At 73.1% G+C, this 16,318-nt stretch carries 15 protein-coding genes; 10 read left to right on the top strand and 5 right to left on the bottom strand.

Annotation, left to right across the window (positions count from 1 at the left end):
* A partial coding sequence (locus tag AB0N14_RS22455; RefSeq protein WP_366027472.1) for a hypothetical protein occupies positions 1-200 on the bottom strand: 200 nt, incomplete at its 3' end.
* A 21-nt stretch (positions 201-221) separates the two neighbouring features.
* Between AB0N14_RS22455 and AB0N14_RS22450 the strand changes: the two genes are divergently transcribed.
* The 3 genes from AB0N14_RS22450 (at position 222) to AB0N14_RS22440 (ending at position 3,125) form a co-directional block, all read left to right on the top strand.
* Positions 222-587 carry a hypothetical protein gene (locus tag AB0N14_RS22450; RefSeq protein WP_366027547.1) on the top strand — a complete coding sequence of 122 codons (366 nt, stop codon included), beginning with the start codon at positions 222-224 and terminating at the stop codon, positions 585-587.
* Positions 588-810: 223 nt separating this feature from the next.
* Positions 811-2,055 carry an aminotransferase class I/II-fold pyridoxal phosphate-dependent enzyme gene (locus AB0N14_RS22445; RefSeq protein WP_366027471.1) on the top strand — a complete coding sequence of 415 codons (1,245 nt, stop codon included), beginning with the start codon at positions 811-813 and terminating at the stop codon, positions 2,053-2,055.
* On the top strand, positions 2,052-3,125 hold the full coding sequence (locus AB0N14_RS22440) for an MBL fold metallo-hydrolase (RefSeq protein ID WP_366027470.1): 1,074 nt from the start codon (positions 2,052-2,054) through the stop codon (positions 3,123-3,125). Before AB0N14_RS22445 ends, AB0N14_RS22440 begins: the two co-directional genes overlap by 4 nt.
* A 15-nt stretch (positions 3,126-3,140) precedes the next feature.
* On the opposite strand, the gene AB0N14_RS22435 is transcribed toward AB0N14_RS22440, so the two are convergent.
* Positions 3,141-3,764, bottom strand: a complete 624-nt coding sequence (locus AB0N14_RS22435; protein ID WP_366027469.1) for a VTT domain-containing protein — start codon at positions 3,762-3,764, stop codon at positions 3,141-3,143.
* Positions 3,764-4,537, bottom strand: a complete 774-nt coding sequence (locus AB0N14_RS22430; RefSeq protein WP_366027468.1) for an MBL fold metallo-hydrolase — start codon at positions 4,535-4,537, stop codon at positions 3,764-3,766. The genes AB0N14_RS22435 and AB0N14_RS22430 overlap by 1 nt, the downstream gene beginning before the upstream one ends.
* An 86-nt stretch (positions 4,538-4,623) precedes the next feature.
* On the opposite strand from AB0N14_RS22430, the gene AB0N14_RS22425 reads away from it, so the two are divergent.
* The 5 genes from AB0N14_RS22425 (at position 4,624) to AB0N14_RS22405 (ending at position 12,927) form a co-directional block, all read left to right on the top strand.
* A complete protein-coding gene (locus AB0N14_RS22425; protein ID WP_366027467.1) occupies positions 4,624-5,076 on the top strand; it encodes a hypothetical protein in 453 nt (150 codons plus the stop codon).
* Positions 5,077-5,190: 114 nt separating this feature from the next.
* A complete protein-coding gene (locus AB0N14_RS22420) occupies positions 5,191-7,269 on the top strand; it encodes an alkaline phosphatase family protein (RefSeq protein ID WP_366027541.1) in 2,079 nt (692 codons plus the stop codon).
* A 138-nt stretch (positions 7,270-7,407) separates the two neighbouring features.
* Positions 7,408-7,833 carry an OsmC family protein gene (locus AB0N14_RS22415; RefSeq protein ID WP_366027466.1) on the top strand — a complete coding sequence of 142 codons (426 nt, stop codon included), beginning with the start codon at positions 7,408-7,410 and terminating at the stop codon, positions 7,831-7,833.
* 163 nt (positions 7,834-7,996) lie between these two features.
* Entirely contained in the window at positions 7,997-9,859 is a 1,863-nt protein-coding gene (dnaK, locus tag AB0N14_RS22410) for a molecular chaperone DnaK (protein WP_366027465.1), read from the top strand.
* Positions 9,860-10,209: 350 nt separating this feature from the next.
* On the top strand, positions 10,210-12,927 hold the full coding sequence (locus tag AB0N14_RS22405; protein WP_366027464.1) for a SpoIIE family protein phosphatase: 2,718 nt from the start codon (positions 10,210-10,212) through the stop codon (positions 12,925-12,927).
* Between the two features lie 43 nt (positions 12,928-12,970).
* Here AB0N14_RS22405 and AB0N14_RS22400 read toward each other — a convergent pair whose 3' ends face one another.
* Positions 12,971-13,834 carry a helix-turn-helix transcriptional regulator gene (locus AB0N14_RS22400; RefSeq protein WP_366027463.1) on the bottom strand — a complete coding sequence of 288 codons (864 nt, stop codon included), beginning with the start codon at positions 13,832-13,834 and terminating at the stop codon, positions 12,971-12,973.
* Between the two features lie 121 nt (positions 13,835-13,955).
* Positions 13,956-14,798: a helix-turn-helix transcriptional regulator gene (locus tag AB0N14_RS22395; protein ID WP_366027462.1), complete on the bottom strand. Its 843-nt coding sequence runs from the start codon at positions 14,796-14,798 to the stop codon at positions 13,956-13,958.
* A gap of 28 nt (positions 14,799-14,826) precedes the next feature.
* Here AB0N14_RS22395 and AB0N14_RS22390 point away from each other — a divergent pair, with 28 nt between their 5' ends.
* Together AB0N14_RS22390 and AB0N14_RS22385 are read left to right on the top strand one after the other, a co-directional pair.
* Positions 14,827-15,891 carry an ADP-ribosylglycohydrolase family protein gene (locus AB0N14_RS22390; RefSeq protein ID WP_366027540.1) on the top strand — a complete coding sequence of 355 codons (1,065 nt, stop codon included), beginning with the start codon at positions 14,827-14,829 and terminating at the stop codon, positions 15,889-15,891.
* 114 nt (positions 15,892-16,005) lie between these two features.
* The gene (locus AB0N14_RS22385; RefSeq protein WP_200417958.1) at positions 16,006-16,311 is read left to right on the top strand and encodes a 4a-hydroxytetrahydrobiopterin dehydratase; all 306 of its coding nucleotides are present in this window, start codon (positions 16,006-16,008) and stop codon (positions 16,309-16,311) included.
* The last annotated feature ends 7 nt before the right edge of the window (positions 16,312-16,318 follow it).

Below are 16,318 nucleotides of genomic sequence, written 5' to 3'. Positions count from 1 at the left end.
CTCAGGGGTCTGGGAGGCAGCAGGGGGACGGTCAGGGCAAGCAGCAGGGCGAGGGTCAGTCTCAGGGGTCTGGGAGGCAGCAGGGGGACGGTCAGGGCAAGCAGCAGGGCGAGGGTCAGTCTCAGGGGTCTGGGAGGCAGCAGGGGGACGGTCAGAGCAAGCAGCAGGGCGAGGGACAGTCCCAGGGGTCTGGGAGGCAACAGGGAGACGGTCAATCCCAGGTGTCCGGGAAGCAGCACGGCGACAGCCAGGGCAAGCAGGGCGACGGCCAGGGCAAGCAGAGTGACGGCCAGTCCAGGCAACAGGGAGACGGCCAGACCAAGCAACAGGGCGACGGCCAGGTCCAGGGGTCCGGCAAGCAGGGCGACAGCCAGGGCAAGCAAGCCACGGGCAAGCAGCAGGGCGACCAGGGGAAGCAGAGCGGGGTGCAGCCTCCCGTCGGCGCCCAGCACGGCGTGCACGCCGGGGAAGGCGGCGCCTTCACCGACTCCGTGCCCGCCCTGGCCGCCGGCGGTCTCCTGATCGCGGGGGCGCTCGGTGCCGCGGTCCACCGGCTCTGGGGCCGCGGACGGTCCGGCCACGCCTGAATCCGCACGCGTGATCCGAACACCTGACCTTGTGATCCGGGCAACCCGGCCGGACGCCCATGACCGGCCCGCACCCTGGGTACTCAGAGCCCGAGGGCGTCTTCGACACCGTAACCGTAGAGGAACAGGAGTACGACAGCGGCGGCGGCCACGGGTCTAGGGCGTGGAGCGAGCCGGAGCACGGGGGACCGGCGACGGCACCAGGGACTGCGCGGAGGCACGCATGCGGCGGACGGATCCGGAAGGGCACGGCCCCGTCCGTTACGGACCGCCCCTCCCCGAGCAGGGGCTGCCCCTCCTGCCGGGCCTGTCCGCGGCGCTCGTCGAGGCCGCCGACCACGACGACTCCGGCCCCTCCCGTTCGCCCGCCCTCCTCGACGCCGCCTGCGGCTACTTCGCCCGGCGCGGACTGCCCGCCGAGCCCGACGACATCGCCGCCGCCCCCGGCGCCCCCGCGCTCTTCGTCGCCGTCACCGCCGCGCTCGGCGGCGACGTACTCGTCCCCCGGCCGTGCCCGGCCTGGTGGGCGCCCCAGGTCCGGGCGCTGGGGCGGTCGGTGTTCCATGTGCCGACACCCATGGAGTGCGGCGGCGTACCCGACCCGTACGCCCTCCTGGAGACCGTCCGCAGAATCCGCGCCGAGGGTGGCGACCCCCGCCTCCTCGTGCTCGCCGTCGCCGACGACCCCACCGCCACCGTCGCCCCGCCCGAACTCGTGCACGAGGCCGCCGAGGCCGCCGCCGGGGAGGGGCTGCACCTGGTCAGCGACGAGACCTGGCGCGACACCGTGCACCGGCCGCACGACACCGTGCTGCTCAGCCCAGCCGAGATGCTGCCGGACCGGGTCACCGTCGTCACCGACCTCGCCGGGCCCTTCCTGCCGCCCGGCTGGCCCGCGGCCGTCGCCCGCTTCCCGGCCACCGCCGACGGCGCCGGACTGCGCGCCCGCGCCCTGGACGTGCTCACCGCACTCGGTGCCCGGATCGCCGACCCGGTCGCCGCAGCGGCCGCGTACGCGCTCGACGAGCCCGCCGACGTCACCCAGCGCCTCACCGCCGGCACCGCGCTCCACGCGCGCGTGGCCGACGCCGCGCGCCGGGCCGTCGTCGCGGCGGGCGCCCTCGTCCTGCCCCCGCAGGCCGGTCGCCACCTCTACGCCGACCTGGAGCCGCTTCGCTCCGCGCTCGACGCGCGCGGCGTCGGCGACGCGCAGGAACTCGAGGACCTCCTCACCGCCCGGCTCGGCATGCCCGCACCCGGCGGCCACCGCTTCGGGGACGACCTCGCGGCGCTCCGCGTCCGTCTGTCCACCGGACCACTCCTCGGCGCGACCGCCGCGGAACGGGCGCAGTGCCTCACCTCACCGGAGCCGCTGGAACTGCCACACGTACAACGCGCGTTGACCCATGTGGGATCGGTCTTCGCCGATCTCCGCGACGACGCTCAGCGATGGGAGCCTCCTCGATGACGCAGCAGTCCGAGTCGACCACGAGCACCGTTGCGGCACACCGGGACACCGGTGAGCCCGCGCCCACGCCCCTGCTGAGCCAGGACCCCGCGGCGCTGGCGCCGCCGCTCGCAGCGCCCCGCCCGCTCGGTGAGCGCCGTATCTGGCCGCGCTCCTTCACGGACCGGCTGACCACACCGCTGCCCGGCCTGAAGGCCATGGCCCGCTTCGCCCGCGAGGGCGCGGTGCGGCCCGGACCCGAGGGTCTGAAGGACATCCCCCGGCTGCCGTACGAGCCGGGCCCGCTGCCGCGGGTCGACGCGCGCACGGTCGCCGTCTCCTGGGCGGGCCACGCCAGTTGGGTGGTGCGGATCGGCGGGCTGACGGTCCTGACCGACCCCGTCTGGTCCCGGCGCATCCTCGGCACACCCACCCGGATCACGCCCGTCGGCATCGGCTGGGACGCCCTGCCGCGCGTCGACGCGGTCGTCATCAGCCACAACCACTACGACCACCTCGACGCCCCGACGCTGCGCCGCCTCCCGCGCGACACGCCGGTACTCGTACCGGCCGGGCTCGCCGCGTGGTTCCGCCGCCGGCGGTTCCGTTGCGTCACCGAGCTGGACTGGTGGGAGGCCGCCGCCGTCAAGGGTGTCCGGTTCGACTTCGTGCCCGCCCACCACTGGTCCAAGCGCACCCTGACCGACACGTGCCGTTCGCTGTGGGGCGGCTGGGTGCTGACGGCGCCCGACGGGCAGCGGGTCTACTTCGCGGGCGACACCGGGTACGGGCACTGGTTCGAGCGGATCGGGCAGCGCTACCCGGGGATCGACCTGGCCTTCATGCCGATCGGCGCGTACGACCCGCGCTGGTGGCTCAGCGACGTCCACTGCGACCCGGAGGAGGCGGTCCGGGCGACGCTCGACCTGGGCGCACGGCGGATGGCGCCCATGCACTGGGCCACGTTCGTGCTGTCGGCGGAGCCGGTCCTGGAACCGCTGACCCGGGTGCGGGCGGCCTGGGACAAGGCGGGACGGGCCCGCGAGGACCTGTGGGACCTGCCGGTGGGGGCGTCACGGGTGCTGGAGTGAGCCGGCGCCCGGGGCTCACGAGGTGGCGGCCCTGCGCATCCGGCGCCACAGGCCGGGTACCGTGCTGATCACGACCGTCAGCACGACCGCCGCCACCACGCCCTCCCACGGCTTCGGGAACAGCGAGCCGCCGAGGATGCCGATCAGCTGGTACGTCGCGGTCCAGGCGAGGCAGGCCGGGGCGTCGCCGCGGGCGAACTCCCGCACCGGCATACGGGCCAGCAGGCAGGCGAGCATCACCGGAATGCGGCCCGCCGGGACGAGCCGGGAGAGGGTGAGCACCGCGATCCCGTGCTCGTTCAGCTTCTCCTGCGCCTGGGCGAGCCGGTCCTCGGGGGCGCGGCCGCGGAGGTTCTCCAGCCAGCGGGAACCGTTCTTCGACCGCATGCCGCGCCGCCCGAGCCAGTACAGTGCGATGTCCCCGAGGAAGGCTGCGAGCGCCGCGACGGCGAAGACCAGCGCGAGCGAGAAGGGCGCGGTCCGGTGGAAGGCCACGACCGCCGCGGAACTGACCAGCGCCCCTGTCGGCACGACCGGCACCAGCGCTCCGATCAGCACCAGCAGGAACAACGACGGATAGCCGACGGCCTGTTGGGTGGACTCCGTGGGTGTGAGGGTCGTAGCGGCGGCGAGGTTCATCACCGGGCGACCTCCGGGCGGGCGATCTCACCGTGGGACAGCAGGTGCACCCTGACGTCCGGCGCGTACCGCGCGGCGAGACGGACGAACTCGGCGCCCGGCGCGTGGAATTCGTGGGGGCGCACGGCGTCCATCCCGATCGGCCAGTACGTGCCGTAGTGCACCGGCACCGCGCTGCGCGGCATCAGCCGGGCCAGCGCCTGCGCCGCGCGCCCCGCGTCCAGGTGCCCCTCGCCGAGGTACGGCCCCCAGCCGCCGACCGGCAGCAGCGTCACGTCGACCGGCCCGACCTCTTCGGCCATCGACGGGAACAGACCGGTGTCCCCGGCGAAGTACGTCCGCGCCTCTCCCTCCACGACGAACCCGAGCGCGGGGGAGCGGTGCGGCCCCACCGGCAGCCGGCGCCCGTCGTGCCGTGCGGGCACCACCCGTACGACCAGGTCACCGACCCGCACCCGGTCCCCGGGCACCACCTCCGTGAACCCCAGCCGGCCCAGCCTGCGCAGCCCCGGCACCTGGGCAGCGGCGCCGCGCGGCAGCAGCACCCGGCTCCCAGGGGCCAGCCGGGCCAGCGACGGCACGTGCAGATGGTCGGCGTGCAGATGGGACACCAGCGTCACGTCCGCCACCGCGGCCTCGGGCGGCGGCGGTGCACCGCGGCGCCGCCGCAGATGCGCGAGGCGGCGCGCGAACAGGGGATCGGTGAGCACCCGTACGCCGGAGTCCTCGACCGTGCAGGTGGCGTGACCCCACCACGTGACCTCCACCGGCACTCCATTGCCTCCTTCGCGCGACTCCCCCCGAGCCTACGGGCAGGGGTAGGGTCGGCGGGCAAACCCTGAGGTGAGGGGGGACCCCCATGGGAGAGGCGCACGGCATCGCCGGCGCGCGCGACGCCCGCGGCCGGCCGGGCACGGTCCGGGTCACGGCGATCGCCAGCCTGACGCCGCTCGAGGAGCTGGACGCGGAACCCTTCCTCGTCGACTCCCGCAGCCAGCACGCGATGTGCGCGCGCTGGGCGGCGGAGCGCGGTTACGTGGTGACGCGGGAACTCCTCGTCCGCGGCCTGCGCCCCGACCACTGCGCTTTGTGGACGGATGTGGAGGCGGGTCTGGTCGACCTGTTCGTGGCCCCCAGCCGCCGGGTCCTGGAGCGTGCCCTGACCTCGGTGGACGAGTTCACCGCGGAGTGCGCCCGGCGAGGTGTCCGCGTCGAGACGGTCGGCCGCGCCGAACCGTCGTACGACGCCGGGATGAAGGCCCGGATCCACCGCCGCCTGTCGCTGCCGACGGCCGGGTACGACGGCCGCTGACCGGGGGTTCCCGGCGCTGTGACAAGGTGGGGACGCATCCGAGAGGGCGGCAGGGCCATGACGTGAGGTGAGCTGGGCGTGGGGCACGGGCGTTGGCGGAAGCTGCTCAGCGGTATGGGGCGCAGTGTCGCCGTGTGGGCCGCCTCCACCGGCACCATGCTCGTCCTCGCCGCCGTCCTGCCCGACTTCCGGCTTCAGTCCCCCGGCGGCGACAGCGCGACCCGCATAGCCGTCACGGCCGCCGCCGGCGCCGGTGTCTTCGGTCTGCTGTCGTCCTTGGTGTGGCCCCTGCTGGTACGGCTCCTGCTGCTCGTCCCCGCCCTCGTCCTCGGCCTGCTCGTCTTCTTCCTCAACGGCTCCCTTCTGCTCGTCGCCCTCCGCGTCAACCCCTCCGGCGACGCCGAGGCCGCCCCCGAGACCGCCGTGGTGGTCGCCGCCGTGATGTCCGCCGTCGCCTCGGCCACCGGTGCCGCCCTCGCCGTACGGGACGACGACGCGTACCGCAGAAGGCTGTACCGGCTCGCCGACCGCCGCCGCAGACGCGGCGACGGACGCTGCGGCCGTGTCACCCCCGGCGCGGTCTTCGTCCAGCTCGACGGCGTCGGACACGACGTGCTGCGGGCGGCCGTGGCCAAGGGCCTGATGCCGACCGTCGCCTCCTGGCTCGGCCCGCTCGACGGCGGCCCCGGCCACCGGCTCACCGCCTGGCGCACCGACTGGTCCAGCCAGACCGGCGCCAGCCAGCTCGGCATCCTGCACGGCTCCAACCACGACGTCCCCGCGTTCCGCTGGTACGAGAAGGAGACCCGCGAGGTCGTCGTGTGCAACCGCCCGACGAGCGCCGCGGAACTCCAGCGCCGCGCCGTCGAGCGGACCGGCGACGCCGGCCTGCTCACCGTCGACGGCGCGAGTCGCGGCAACCTGTTCAGCGGTGGCGCCGACCAGCTCGCCCTGGTGCTGTCCGTCTCCGCCCGGCGGGGCAGGGAGAACCGCTCACGCGCCGGCTACTTCGCGTACTTCAGCGACCCGGCCAACGCCGTCCGCACCGCCATGTCGTTCGCCGCCGAGGTCGCCCGCGAGATCGGCCAGTCCACCCGGGTCCGGCTGAAGCGACAGCGGCCGCGTGTGGGCCGCGGCGGCCTGTACCCCTTCGTGCGCGCCTTCGCCACCGTCGTCGAACGAGACGTGGTCGTCGCCGCGGTGATCGGCGACATGCTCGCCGGACGCAGCGCCATCTACGCGGACCTGGTGGCCTACGACGAGGTGGCCCACCACTCGGGGCCGCACAGCCGCGACGCCGAGAAGGTCCTGCACCGGCTCGACCGCTCGCTCGCGCTGCTCGCGCAGGTCGCCGGGCACGCCCCGCGCCCGTACCGGATCGTCGTCCTGTCCGACCACGGGCAGAGCCCAGGCGAGACCTTCCGCACCCGGTACGGGCTCAGCCTCGCCGACCTGGTGCGGGCCGGGTGCGGGCTGCACGTGCCGCGCAAGGTGGTGGGGGTCCCCCCACGCGTTAAGCAGTGGGGGAACACCCACAGCGGGGCGGAGGCGCGTGCGGCCGTACGCGCCGCGCTGCGCCGGCCCGTCGAGGAGAAGGCCGAGCACCATCGGGCCGCCCGCCGCCACTCGGAGCCCATCGTGCTCGCCTCCGGGAACCTCGGGCTCGTCTCCTTCCCCGACGTGCCGCACCGGATGAGCAAGGAGGAGATCGACCGCCGGCACCCCGCGCTGCTGTCGACGCTCGCCAACCATCCCGGCGTCGGTTTCGTCCTCGTCCGCAGCGAGGAGCACGGCGGTGTGGTGCTGGGCGCGTTCGGCGCCGAGATCCCGGTGGACCGGCTCGCCGACGAGACCGGTCCGCTCGCCGGCTTCGGGCCGGGTGCCGCCGACGCCGTGCGCCGCACGCACTCCTTCCCGCACGCCGCCGACATCATGGTCAACTCCTGGTACGACCCGGCCGAGGGCGAAGTCCTGGCCTTCGAGGAGCAGATCGGTTCGCACGGCGGGCTCGGCGGCGCCCAGGGCCGGCCCTTCCTGTTGTGGCCGGTGGACCTGTCAGCGCCGGCCGAGGAGGGCACCGAACTGGTCGGCGCCGAGCAGGTCCACCAGGTTTTCCGCCGCTGGCTGCAGGAGTGCGACGGTCCCCAAGTACCGCTCGTCGCCGCCGAGGAGGAGGACGAACGCGCCGCCTGACGACGGGGCGGGCGCCGACGTGGCGGGAAAGTGGGTCCGCGGGGGCCGGGTGTGATCGGATGGGAGCGACGGAACCCTCCCCCAAGCTCTTGACGAGCAGGGGGTACCCCTATCGGGATCCCATCGAAAGGAAGAACCGTGGCAACCACGCGCACCGCTCACACCGTCTGGGAAGGCAACCTGCTCGAGGGCAACGGCGTCGTCACCTTCGACTCCTCCGGCATCGCCCAGCAGCCGGTCACGTGGGCCTCGCGCTCCCAGGAGGCGAACGGCAGGACCAGCCCCGAGGAGCTGATCGCCGCCGCCCACTCCAGCTGCTTCTCCATGGCGCTGTCGCACGGACTGGCCGGCGCCGGCACCCCGCCCACCAAGCTCGAGACGAAGGCCGACGTCACCTTCCAGCCGGGTGAGGGCATCACGGGCATCCACCTCACCGTCGAGGGCACCGTCCCCGGTATCGACAACGACGCGTTCGTCGCCGCCGCCGAGGACGCCAAGAAGAACTGCCCGGTCAGCCAGGCCCTGGCCGGCACGACGATCACGCTGGACGCCAAGCTCGCCTGAGCCCCCACGTTCCCGAAGGTGCCGCGCTTCCCGCCGAGGGGGCGCGGCACCGTCGTTTCCGGGTACCCGGCATCGCATCGGGAGCCCCCGTCGCGCACATTGACACGGGGCCACTCAAGATTGTGATGGAGTGCGGGAAGCGCCCTGGCGGAAGGGGACGGCGATGACACGTGCGGTCGGGATCGATCTGGGGACGACGAACTCGGTGGTGGCCGTCCTGGAGGGTGGTGAGCCCACCGTCATCAGCAACGCCGAGGGCGCGCGGACCACACCGTCGGTCGTGGCCTTCGCCAAGAACGGCGAGGTGCTCGTCGGCGAGGTCGCCAAGCGGCAGGCCGTGACGAACGTCGAGCGCACCGCGCGCTCGGTGAAGCGGCACATGGGCGACGCGCACTGGCGTTTCCCGGAGCACGGCTCCGTGGACGGCGCCCGCTTCCGGGCGCAGGAGCTGTCCGCGCGCGTCCTGCAGAAGCTGAAGCGGGATGCCGAGGCGTATCTGGGCGAGGACGTCACGGACGCCGTGATCACCGTGCCCGCGTACTTCGACGACGCCCAGCGGCAGGCAACCAAGGAGGCCGGGGAGATCGCGGGGCTGAAGGTCCTGCGGATCATCAACGAGCCGACGGCGGCGGCCCTCGCGTACGGGCTCGACCGCGGCGAGGAGCAGACCGTCCTCGTCTTCGACCTCGGCGGCGGCACCTTCGACGTCTCCCTGCTGGAGATCGGCGACGGAGTGATCGAGGTCAAGGCCACCAACGGTGACACCCACCTCGGCGGCGACGACTGGGACGAGCGGGTCGTCGACCATCTGGTGAAGCGGTTCAAGGGCCAGTACGGCACCGACCTCGGCGCCGACAAGATGGCGCTTCAGCGGCTGCGGGAGGCCGCGGAGAAGGCCAAGATCGAGCTGTCCAGCTCCACCGAGACGACCGTCAACCTGCCCTACATCACCGCCTCCGCCGAGGGCCCGCTGCACCTGGAGGAGAGGCTGACCCGGGCCCAGTTCCAGGAGCTCACGGCCGATCTGCTGGACCGCTGCCGGACCCCCTTCCACCAGGCGGTCCGGGACGCGGGCGTGGAGCTCTCCGCGATCGACCATGTGATCCTCGTCGGCGGTTCCACCCGGATGCCCGCGGTCACCGACCTGGTGCGGGAACTCACCGGCAAGGACCCGCACAAGGGCGTCAACCCGGACGAGGTCGTGGCCGTCGGCGCGGCCCTCCAGGCCGGTGTCCTGCGCGGCGACGTCAAGGACGTGCTGCTGCTCGACGTGACCCCGCTGTCCCTCGGCATCGAGACCAAGGGCGGCATCATGACCAAGCTGATCGAACGCAACACGACGATCCCCACGAAGCGTTCGGAGATCTTCTCCACCGCCGAGGACAACCAGCCCTCGGTCGGCATCCAGGTCTACCAGGGCGAGCGGGAGATCGCCGCGTACAACAAGAAGCTCGGCGTCTTCGACCTGACCGGGCTGCCGCCGGCGCCGCGCGGGGTGCCGCAGATCGAGGTGACCTTCGACATCGACGCCAACGGGATCATGCACGTCTCCGCGAAGGACCTGGCGACGGGCCGGGAACAGAAGATGACGGTGACCGGCGGCTCGGCGCTGCCCAAGGACGACATCGACCGGATGATGCGGGACGCGGAGCAGTACGCCGAGGAGGACCGCAGGCGCCGGGAGGCGGCGGAGGCGCGCAACCAGGCGGAGCAGCTCGTCTACCAGACGGAGAATTTCCTGCGGGAGAACGGGGGGCGGGTGCCGGCGGACACGAAGGGCGAGGTGACGGCGGCGGTCGCCGAGCTGAAGGACCTGCTCAAGGAGGGCGCCGACACGGCGGCCCTGCGGGCCGGGGTGGACAAGCTCGCCACGGTCAGCCAGAAGATGGGCCAGGCGATGTACGCCCAGTCCCAGCAGGCGTCCGCGGAAGGCACCCGGCAGCACACGGCACCGCAGGACGAAGAGGGCGTGGTGGACGCGGAGATCGTCGACGAGGACAGGGACACGAAGGGGGGCGCTGCCTGAGCGCACGCCCCGCTCCCAGCGACCTGCCGCACGGGATTTCGCGCGCCGCCCGCGCCGCCCGGCCGGATCCTCGGGGAGGATCTTCCGCCCGGACCGGCGTGGGGATTTCGCGGGGCGTGCGGGCTGATCCCGCGAGGGCCGGACAGCCCTGGAGGTCGCCCGTCGGCCCGCCGGTTGCGCAGGTGGGCACGGTCATACGGGCCCGCCGGGGCGCCCCGCCGATCGGGTCGCGCGGCCCCTGGGCGGCGGCGTAGGATCTGGCGCGAACCTGTCGCCCCGGCGGACTGCGGGGAACGCTGTGCTAGAAATGTCGCATGGCGAGCGGAAACGCTCGATTTCGGCGCATATCGATGCGGTCCTTGATCGGCAAAAGCCCGCGAAGCGTCGCCGGACAGGTATTCGTCCTGCAGGTGGCGCTGGTCGTGCTGCTCGTGGTCTGCGCCGTGGTCGCCCTGGTGCTGCAGTCGAAGCGGGACACCGGCTCCGAGGCCAAGCGCCGCTCCATAGCCGTCGCGCAGACCTTCGCGCACTCTCCGGGCATCCTGCAGGCGCTGCGCACTCCCGATCCGACGAAGGTGCTCCAGCCCCTCACCGAGAAGGGGCGCAAGTCGGCCGGTGTCGACTTCATCGTGGTCATGAACACCAAGGGCATCCGCTACACCCACCCCCTGCCGAGCCGGATCGGCCACCGGTTCGTGGGCACGATCGGCCCGTCGCTCGCCGGGAAGGTCTACACCGAGAGCGTCCACGGCCCGCTCGGCGAGGAAGTCCAGGCCACCGTTCCCGTCGACAATCCCCAGGGCAAGGTGGTGGCCCTCGTCTCCGCCGGTCTGAAGGTCAAGAACGTGACCAACGAGGTGGACCGGCAACTCCCGATCATCTTCGGCGCCGGGGCCGGCGCGCTCTTGGTGACCACCGGCGGCACGGCCCTGGTCGGCCGGCGGCTGCGACGGCAGACCCACAGCCTGGCCCCGGACGAGATGACCCGCATGTACGAGCACCACGACGCGGTGCTGCACTCGGTGCGCGAAGGAGTCCTCATCATCGGGGGCGACGGACGGCTGCTGCTGGCCAACGACGAGGCCAGGCGACTGCTGGAGCTGCCCCTGGACGCCGAGGGACGGCACGTGTCGGACCTGGCGGCCCTCGATCCCGCGACGATGGCGCTGCTCGTCTCCGGGCGCGAGGCGACCGACGAGGTGATCTTCGCCCGGCAACGGCTGCTGGCGGTCAACCAGCGGCCCACGGACCGCGACGGAGGCCCCGAGGGCACGGTGGTGACCCTGCGCGACTCCACCGAGCTGCAGGCGGTGTCCGGCAGGGCGGAGGTCGCACGGGAGCGGTTGAAGCTGCTCTACGACGCCGGACTGGGCGTCGGCACCACACTCGACGTGGTCCGCACGGCCGACGAGCTGGCCCAGGTCGCCGTCCCACGCTTCGCCGACTTCGTCACCGTTGACCTGGCCGACGCCGTGCTGCACGGGGAGGAGCCCGGCCCCACGGCCACGGACATGCGGCGCACCGCCGTGCGCGGCGTCCGGGACGACCACCCGCTCTACGAGAGGGGCCGGCTGCTCGACTTCGTGCCCTCCACGCCCCAGGCTCGCGGCTTCGGCACCGGCCGCGCCGAGCTGGTGACCGACCTGGCGACCGCCACGGGCTGGCACGCGCAGGACCCGGAGCGCACCAGGGAGGTCGTGGACTACGGCATCCACTCCCTCATCGCCGCCCCGATCCAGGCCCGCGGTGTCGTGCTCGGCATGGCCAACTTCTGGCGCTCCACCCAGCAGAAGCCCTTCGACGAGGAGGACCTGTCACTGGCGGAGGAGCTGGTCGCCCGCGCCGCGGTCAGCATCGACAACGCCCGCCGCTACACCCGCGAGCACACCCTGGCCGTCACCCTGCAGCGCAGCCTGCTGCCGAGGGCCCTGCCCGAGCAGAGCGCCCTCGAGGTCGGCTACCGCTACGTGCCCGCCCAGTCCGGCGTGAGCGGAGACTGGTTCGACGTGATCCCGCTGCCGGGGAGCCGGGTGGCGCTGGCCGTCGGCGACGTGGTCGGCCACGGACTGCACGCCGCCGCGACGATGGGACGGCTGCGGACCGCGGTGCACAACTTCTCCTCCCTCGACCTGCCGCCCGACGAGCTGCTCAGCCATCTCGACGACCTGGTCGGCCGCATCGACCAGGACGAGGCGGGCAGCGAGACGGCCGCGGGCATCGTGGGCGCCACCTGCCTCTACGCCGTCTACGACCCCGTCGCGCGCCGCGTCGCCATGGCACGCGCCGGACACCTGGCGCCCGCGCTGGTCCACCCCGACGGTGGCGTCACCTTCCCCGACCTGCCGGCCGGACCGCCGCTCGGCCTCGGCGGCATGCCCTTCCAGACGGCCGAGCTGGACCTCCCCGAGGGCACCCAGATCGTGCTCTACACCGACGGCCTCATCGAGGACCGCACGCGCGACCTGGACGTGGGCATGGAGATGCTGGGCGCCGTGCTCGCCGGCCACCCCGGCCGCTCGCCCGAGGAGAGCTGCCAGGCCGTGCTGGACCAGCTGCTGCCCGGACGGCCCAAGGACGACGTCGCCCTGCTCATCGCCCGCACCCGGGCGCTGCCGGCCGACCGGATCGCCGACTGGGACGTGCCGCCCGACCCGTCCGCCGTCGCCGGGATGCGCGTCGCCCTGTCCCGCAAGCTCGATAAGTGGGGCCTTGCCGAACTCGGCTTCGGCATGGAACTCGTCCTGAGCGAACTCGTCACCAACGCCATCCGCTACGGCTCCCCGCCGATCCATGTGCGGTTGATCCACGACGACAGGACGCTGGTCTGCGAGGTGGCCGACGGCAGCAGCACCTCACCGCACCTGCGGTACGCGGCGACGACCGACGAGGGAGGCCGGGGCCTGTTCCTGGTGTCGCGGATGACCGAGCGCTGGGGCACCCGGTACACGCCCCAGGGCAAGGTCATCTGGGCCGAACAGGCGCTACCCGGAGCCGACGGGACCCCCGCGCGGACAGCGCCCGACTCGGACGAGGACCTGCTGGACATGTGGGCGGACGAACTGCCGTGACCGGGCTGCCGGGCGGGGCGGTGCCACCTCAGGCGGTGCCACCTCAAAACCTGTCCCGGTACTCCCGCAGGATCTCCCGCGTGCGCGTCACGGAGGCCGCCTTCGCCGACATGTGGTCCAGCACCTCGAGGTGCAGGGCCACCTCGGTGCGCGAGTCGAGGTAGAGGGCGCCGGTCAGGTACTCGCTGTAGACCATGTCGGGCAGCTCCGGCTCGGCGAAGCGGAACAGCACGAACGGCGTGTACGTCCCCGGGTGCGGGCCGGAGGCGTACTCGGCCACCTGCAGCGTGATCGCGGGGTTCTCGGAGGCCTCCAGAAGCCGGTCGAGCTGGTCGCGCATCACCTGGGAGCGGATGCTGACCGGGCGCCGCAGCACCGTCTCGTCCATGATCACCCACAGGTGGGGCGGGTTCTCCCCGGTGAGCAGCTTCTGCCGGGCCAGCCGCAGCGCCACGTGCCGTTCGATGTCCTGGGGACTGCCCTGCCCGACCGTCCCGGCCTCCAGCACGGCACGCGCGTAGTCCTCGGTCTGCAGCAGCCCGGGCACGAAGTGCGGCTCGTAGGACCGGATGATGCGGGCGGCGCCCTCCAGGCTGACGTGCAGGCTGAACCAGTCCGGCAGCACGTCGTGGTACCGCTGCCACCAGCCGGCCTGGTTGGCCTCCTCGGCGAGCCGCACGAAGGAGGCGATCTCCTCCTCGGGCACGCCGTACGTCGTCAGCAGCACCTGCATGTACGGGATCTTCAGCGCGACCTCGGCGGTCTCCATGCGCCGCACGGTCGCCGGGGCGACGCGCAGCACCTTCGCCGCCTCCTCGCGCTTCAGCCCGGCGGCCTCCCGCAACTCCTGGAGCCGCCGCCCGAGCACCACCTGCCCGACGGTCGGCGCAGCCCGCCGCTCACTCACGCCACGCCTCCCCACGCGCCGAAGTACGCGAGCAGTGTGGCATGTTCCCGGGTGATTCTCACGGGGCCGGAGAACACTCGGGTGAGGAGACGGCGGCGTACCGGCGGTTACCGACGACCCGTCACGTTCCTCGCGACTGGAGGTACTTCACCGTCGCCGGATCCGCAGGCAGGAACGTCTCGATGGCCAGTTCCGCGACCGTCACGTCCATCGGGGTGTTGAAGGTGGAGATGGACGACACGAAGGACAGCACCCGGCCCTCGTGTTCGATCCGCATCGGCAGCGCGAAGTAGGGGACCTCCTCGGCCTCCTCGCCCGGTCCGGACGCGGACTCGCTCCGGGTCGGGACCGGGTACGCCGCCACCTCCTCGTAGAGCGCACGCAGAGCCGGCGAGCGCTGCAGCGCGATCTGGCGCTCCATCTGCGCGAGCAGGTGGCCGCGCCACTCGGCCAGGTTGCGGATGCGTGGCGCCAGGCCCTCCGGATGCAGCGTCAGACGCATCGCGTTCAGGGGCGGGGCGAGCAGGCGGTCCGGGACGCCCTCCAGGAACATCGCGATGCCACGGTTCGCCGCCACCACCTCGTACGTCGCGTCCACCACCAGCGCCGGATAAGGCTCGTAACCCTGCAACAGCCGCTCCACACCCGCCCGCAGCGCATCCATCGACGGGTCGTCCAGCGGCGTCTCCGGGTAGTGCGGGGCGTAACCCGCCGCCAGCAGCAGCGCGTTGCGTTCCCGTACCGGCACCTCCAGATGTTCGGCGAGCCGCAGCACCATCTCCTCGCTGGGCCGGGACCGGCCCGTCTCGACGAAGCTGATGTGCCGCGCCGACGAGCCCGCCCGCAGCGCCAGTTCGAGCTGACTGACCCGCCGCCGCTCCCGCCACCCGCGCAGCAGCGGACCGATGCCCTGCTCGGAGGGGGCGGGGGAGGGGGCGGCGGGTGAGGAGGCGACAATGGTCATACGGACGACCGTAGTCGAGGAGTGGTGCATGGACGACCGGCTGAACCCGTCCTGGGAGGCGACCGCGATCTACCGGGCCAGGGTGCGCGGATCCCTCCTCGGCGGCGCGATCGGCGACGCCCTCGGGTACCCGATCGAGTTCGCCTCCCTGGACCGAATCCGCGCCACGCACGGCGTGAAGGGCGTCACCGGTCTCGTACCCGACGGGCAGGGCACCGTGGGCCGCGTCACCGACGACACGCAGATGACCCTGTTCACGGTGGAGGGCCTGTGGCAGGCGCACGAGCGTGAGCGCCACAAGGGCATCGGCGGCGGCTGGTCCCGGCTGGTGCGGGACGCGTACGGCCGCTGGTTCGACACCCAGCGCCTGCCCGGCCCGCCCGCCGGCGCCGCCGGTCTCGCCGCGCAGGGGTGGCTGTACGCGCGCCGCGCCCCCGGCAACGCCTGCCTCTCCGGCCTCGCCCAGGACTTCGTGCCCGACCCCGGCGCCGCACTGGGCCGCCCCGGCCCGGTCAACTCCGACTCCAAGGGCTGCGGCGCGGTCATGCGCTCGGCGCCCTTCGGTCTCGCCCGGGTGCCCGGCGACACCGCGTTCCTGATGGCCGCGCTGTGCGCCCAGACCACCCACGGCCACCCCACCGGTTACTACTCCGCGGGCGCCTTCGCCGCGATGGTCGCGTACCTGGTGGAGGGCGACTCCCTGGAGGGCGCCGTACTGCGCGCCCTGCGCCTGCTCGCCCGTCACCCCGGCCACGAGGAGACCACGGCCGCGCTGCGGCGCGCCCTCGACCTGGCCGCCGAGGGCGCGCCGACCGCGGAGAAGGTGCAGACGCTCGGCGGGGGCTGGATCGGCGAGGAGGCCCTGGCCATCGCCGTGTACTGCGCCCTGGCCGAGCCCGATGTCCGGCAGGCGCTGCTGCTGTCCGTCAACCACTCCGGCGACAGCGACTCCACCGGCGCCGTCTGCGGCAACCTCCTCGGCGCCCGCCACGGCGACCACGGGCTGCCGCACGAGTGGCTGGAGCGCGTCGAGGGACGGGCCGAGACGACCGTCCTGGCGGACGACTTCGCCGCGGAGTGCGTACGACGCTGAGAGCCCGTCGCACACAGGCCCTGAGGGCCACGGCCGCGCGTACGGGGCCGCACGGAGGGGATGTGACAGGGTGGGGCCGTCCCCCGCGTCGCGTCGTACGGAAGGAGCCAGGTCATGCCCGTCGAACCACTGTCGCAGAAGGAGATCGAGGACCGGCTGGCGGAGCTGCCCGGCTGGTCCCTCGAGGGCGATCGGATCGCCCGCTCCTACCGGCTCGGCACGCACTTCGCGGCGACCGCGATGGTCGTGCACATCGCCCAGGTGCAGGAGGAGCTGGACCACCACTCCGACCTCACCCTCGGCTACAATACCGTCTCCCTGACGGTGAACACGCACAGCGCCGGCGGCGCGGTCACCGACCTGGACTTCGAACTGGCGCGCAGGGTCGAGGAACTGGCGCCCGGTCACGGCGCGCACTGAGCGGTCG

Source organism: Streptomyces sp. NPDC051104 (assembly GCF_040682835.1).
GTDB lineage: Bacteria > Actinomycetota > Actinomycetes > Streptomycetales > Streptomycetaceae > Streptomyces > Streptomyces cynarae.
This window is presented reverse-complemented; position numbering and strand designations above follow the sequence as displayed.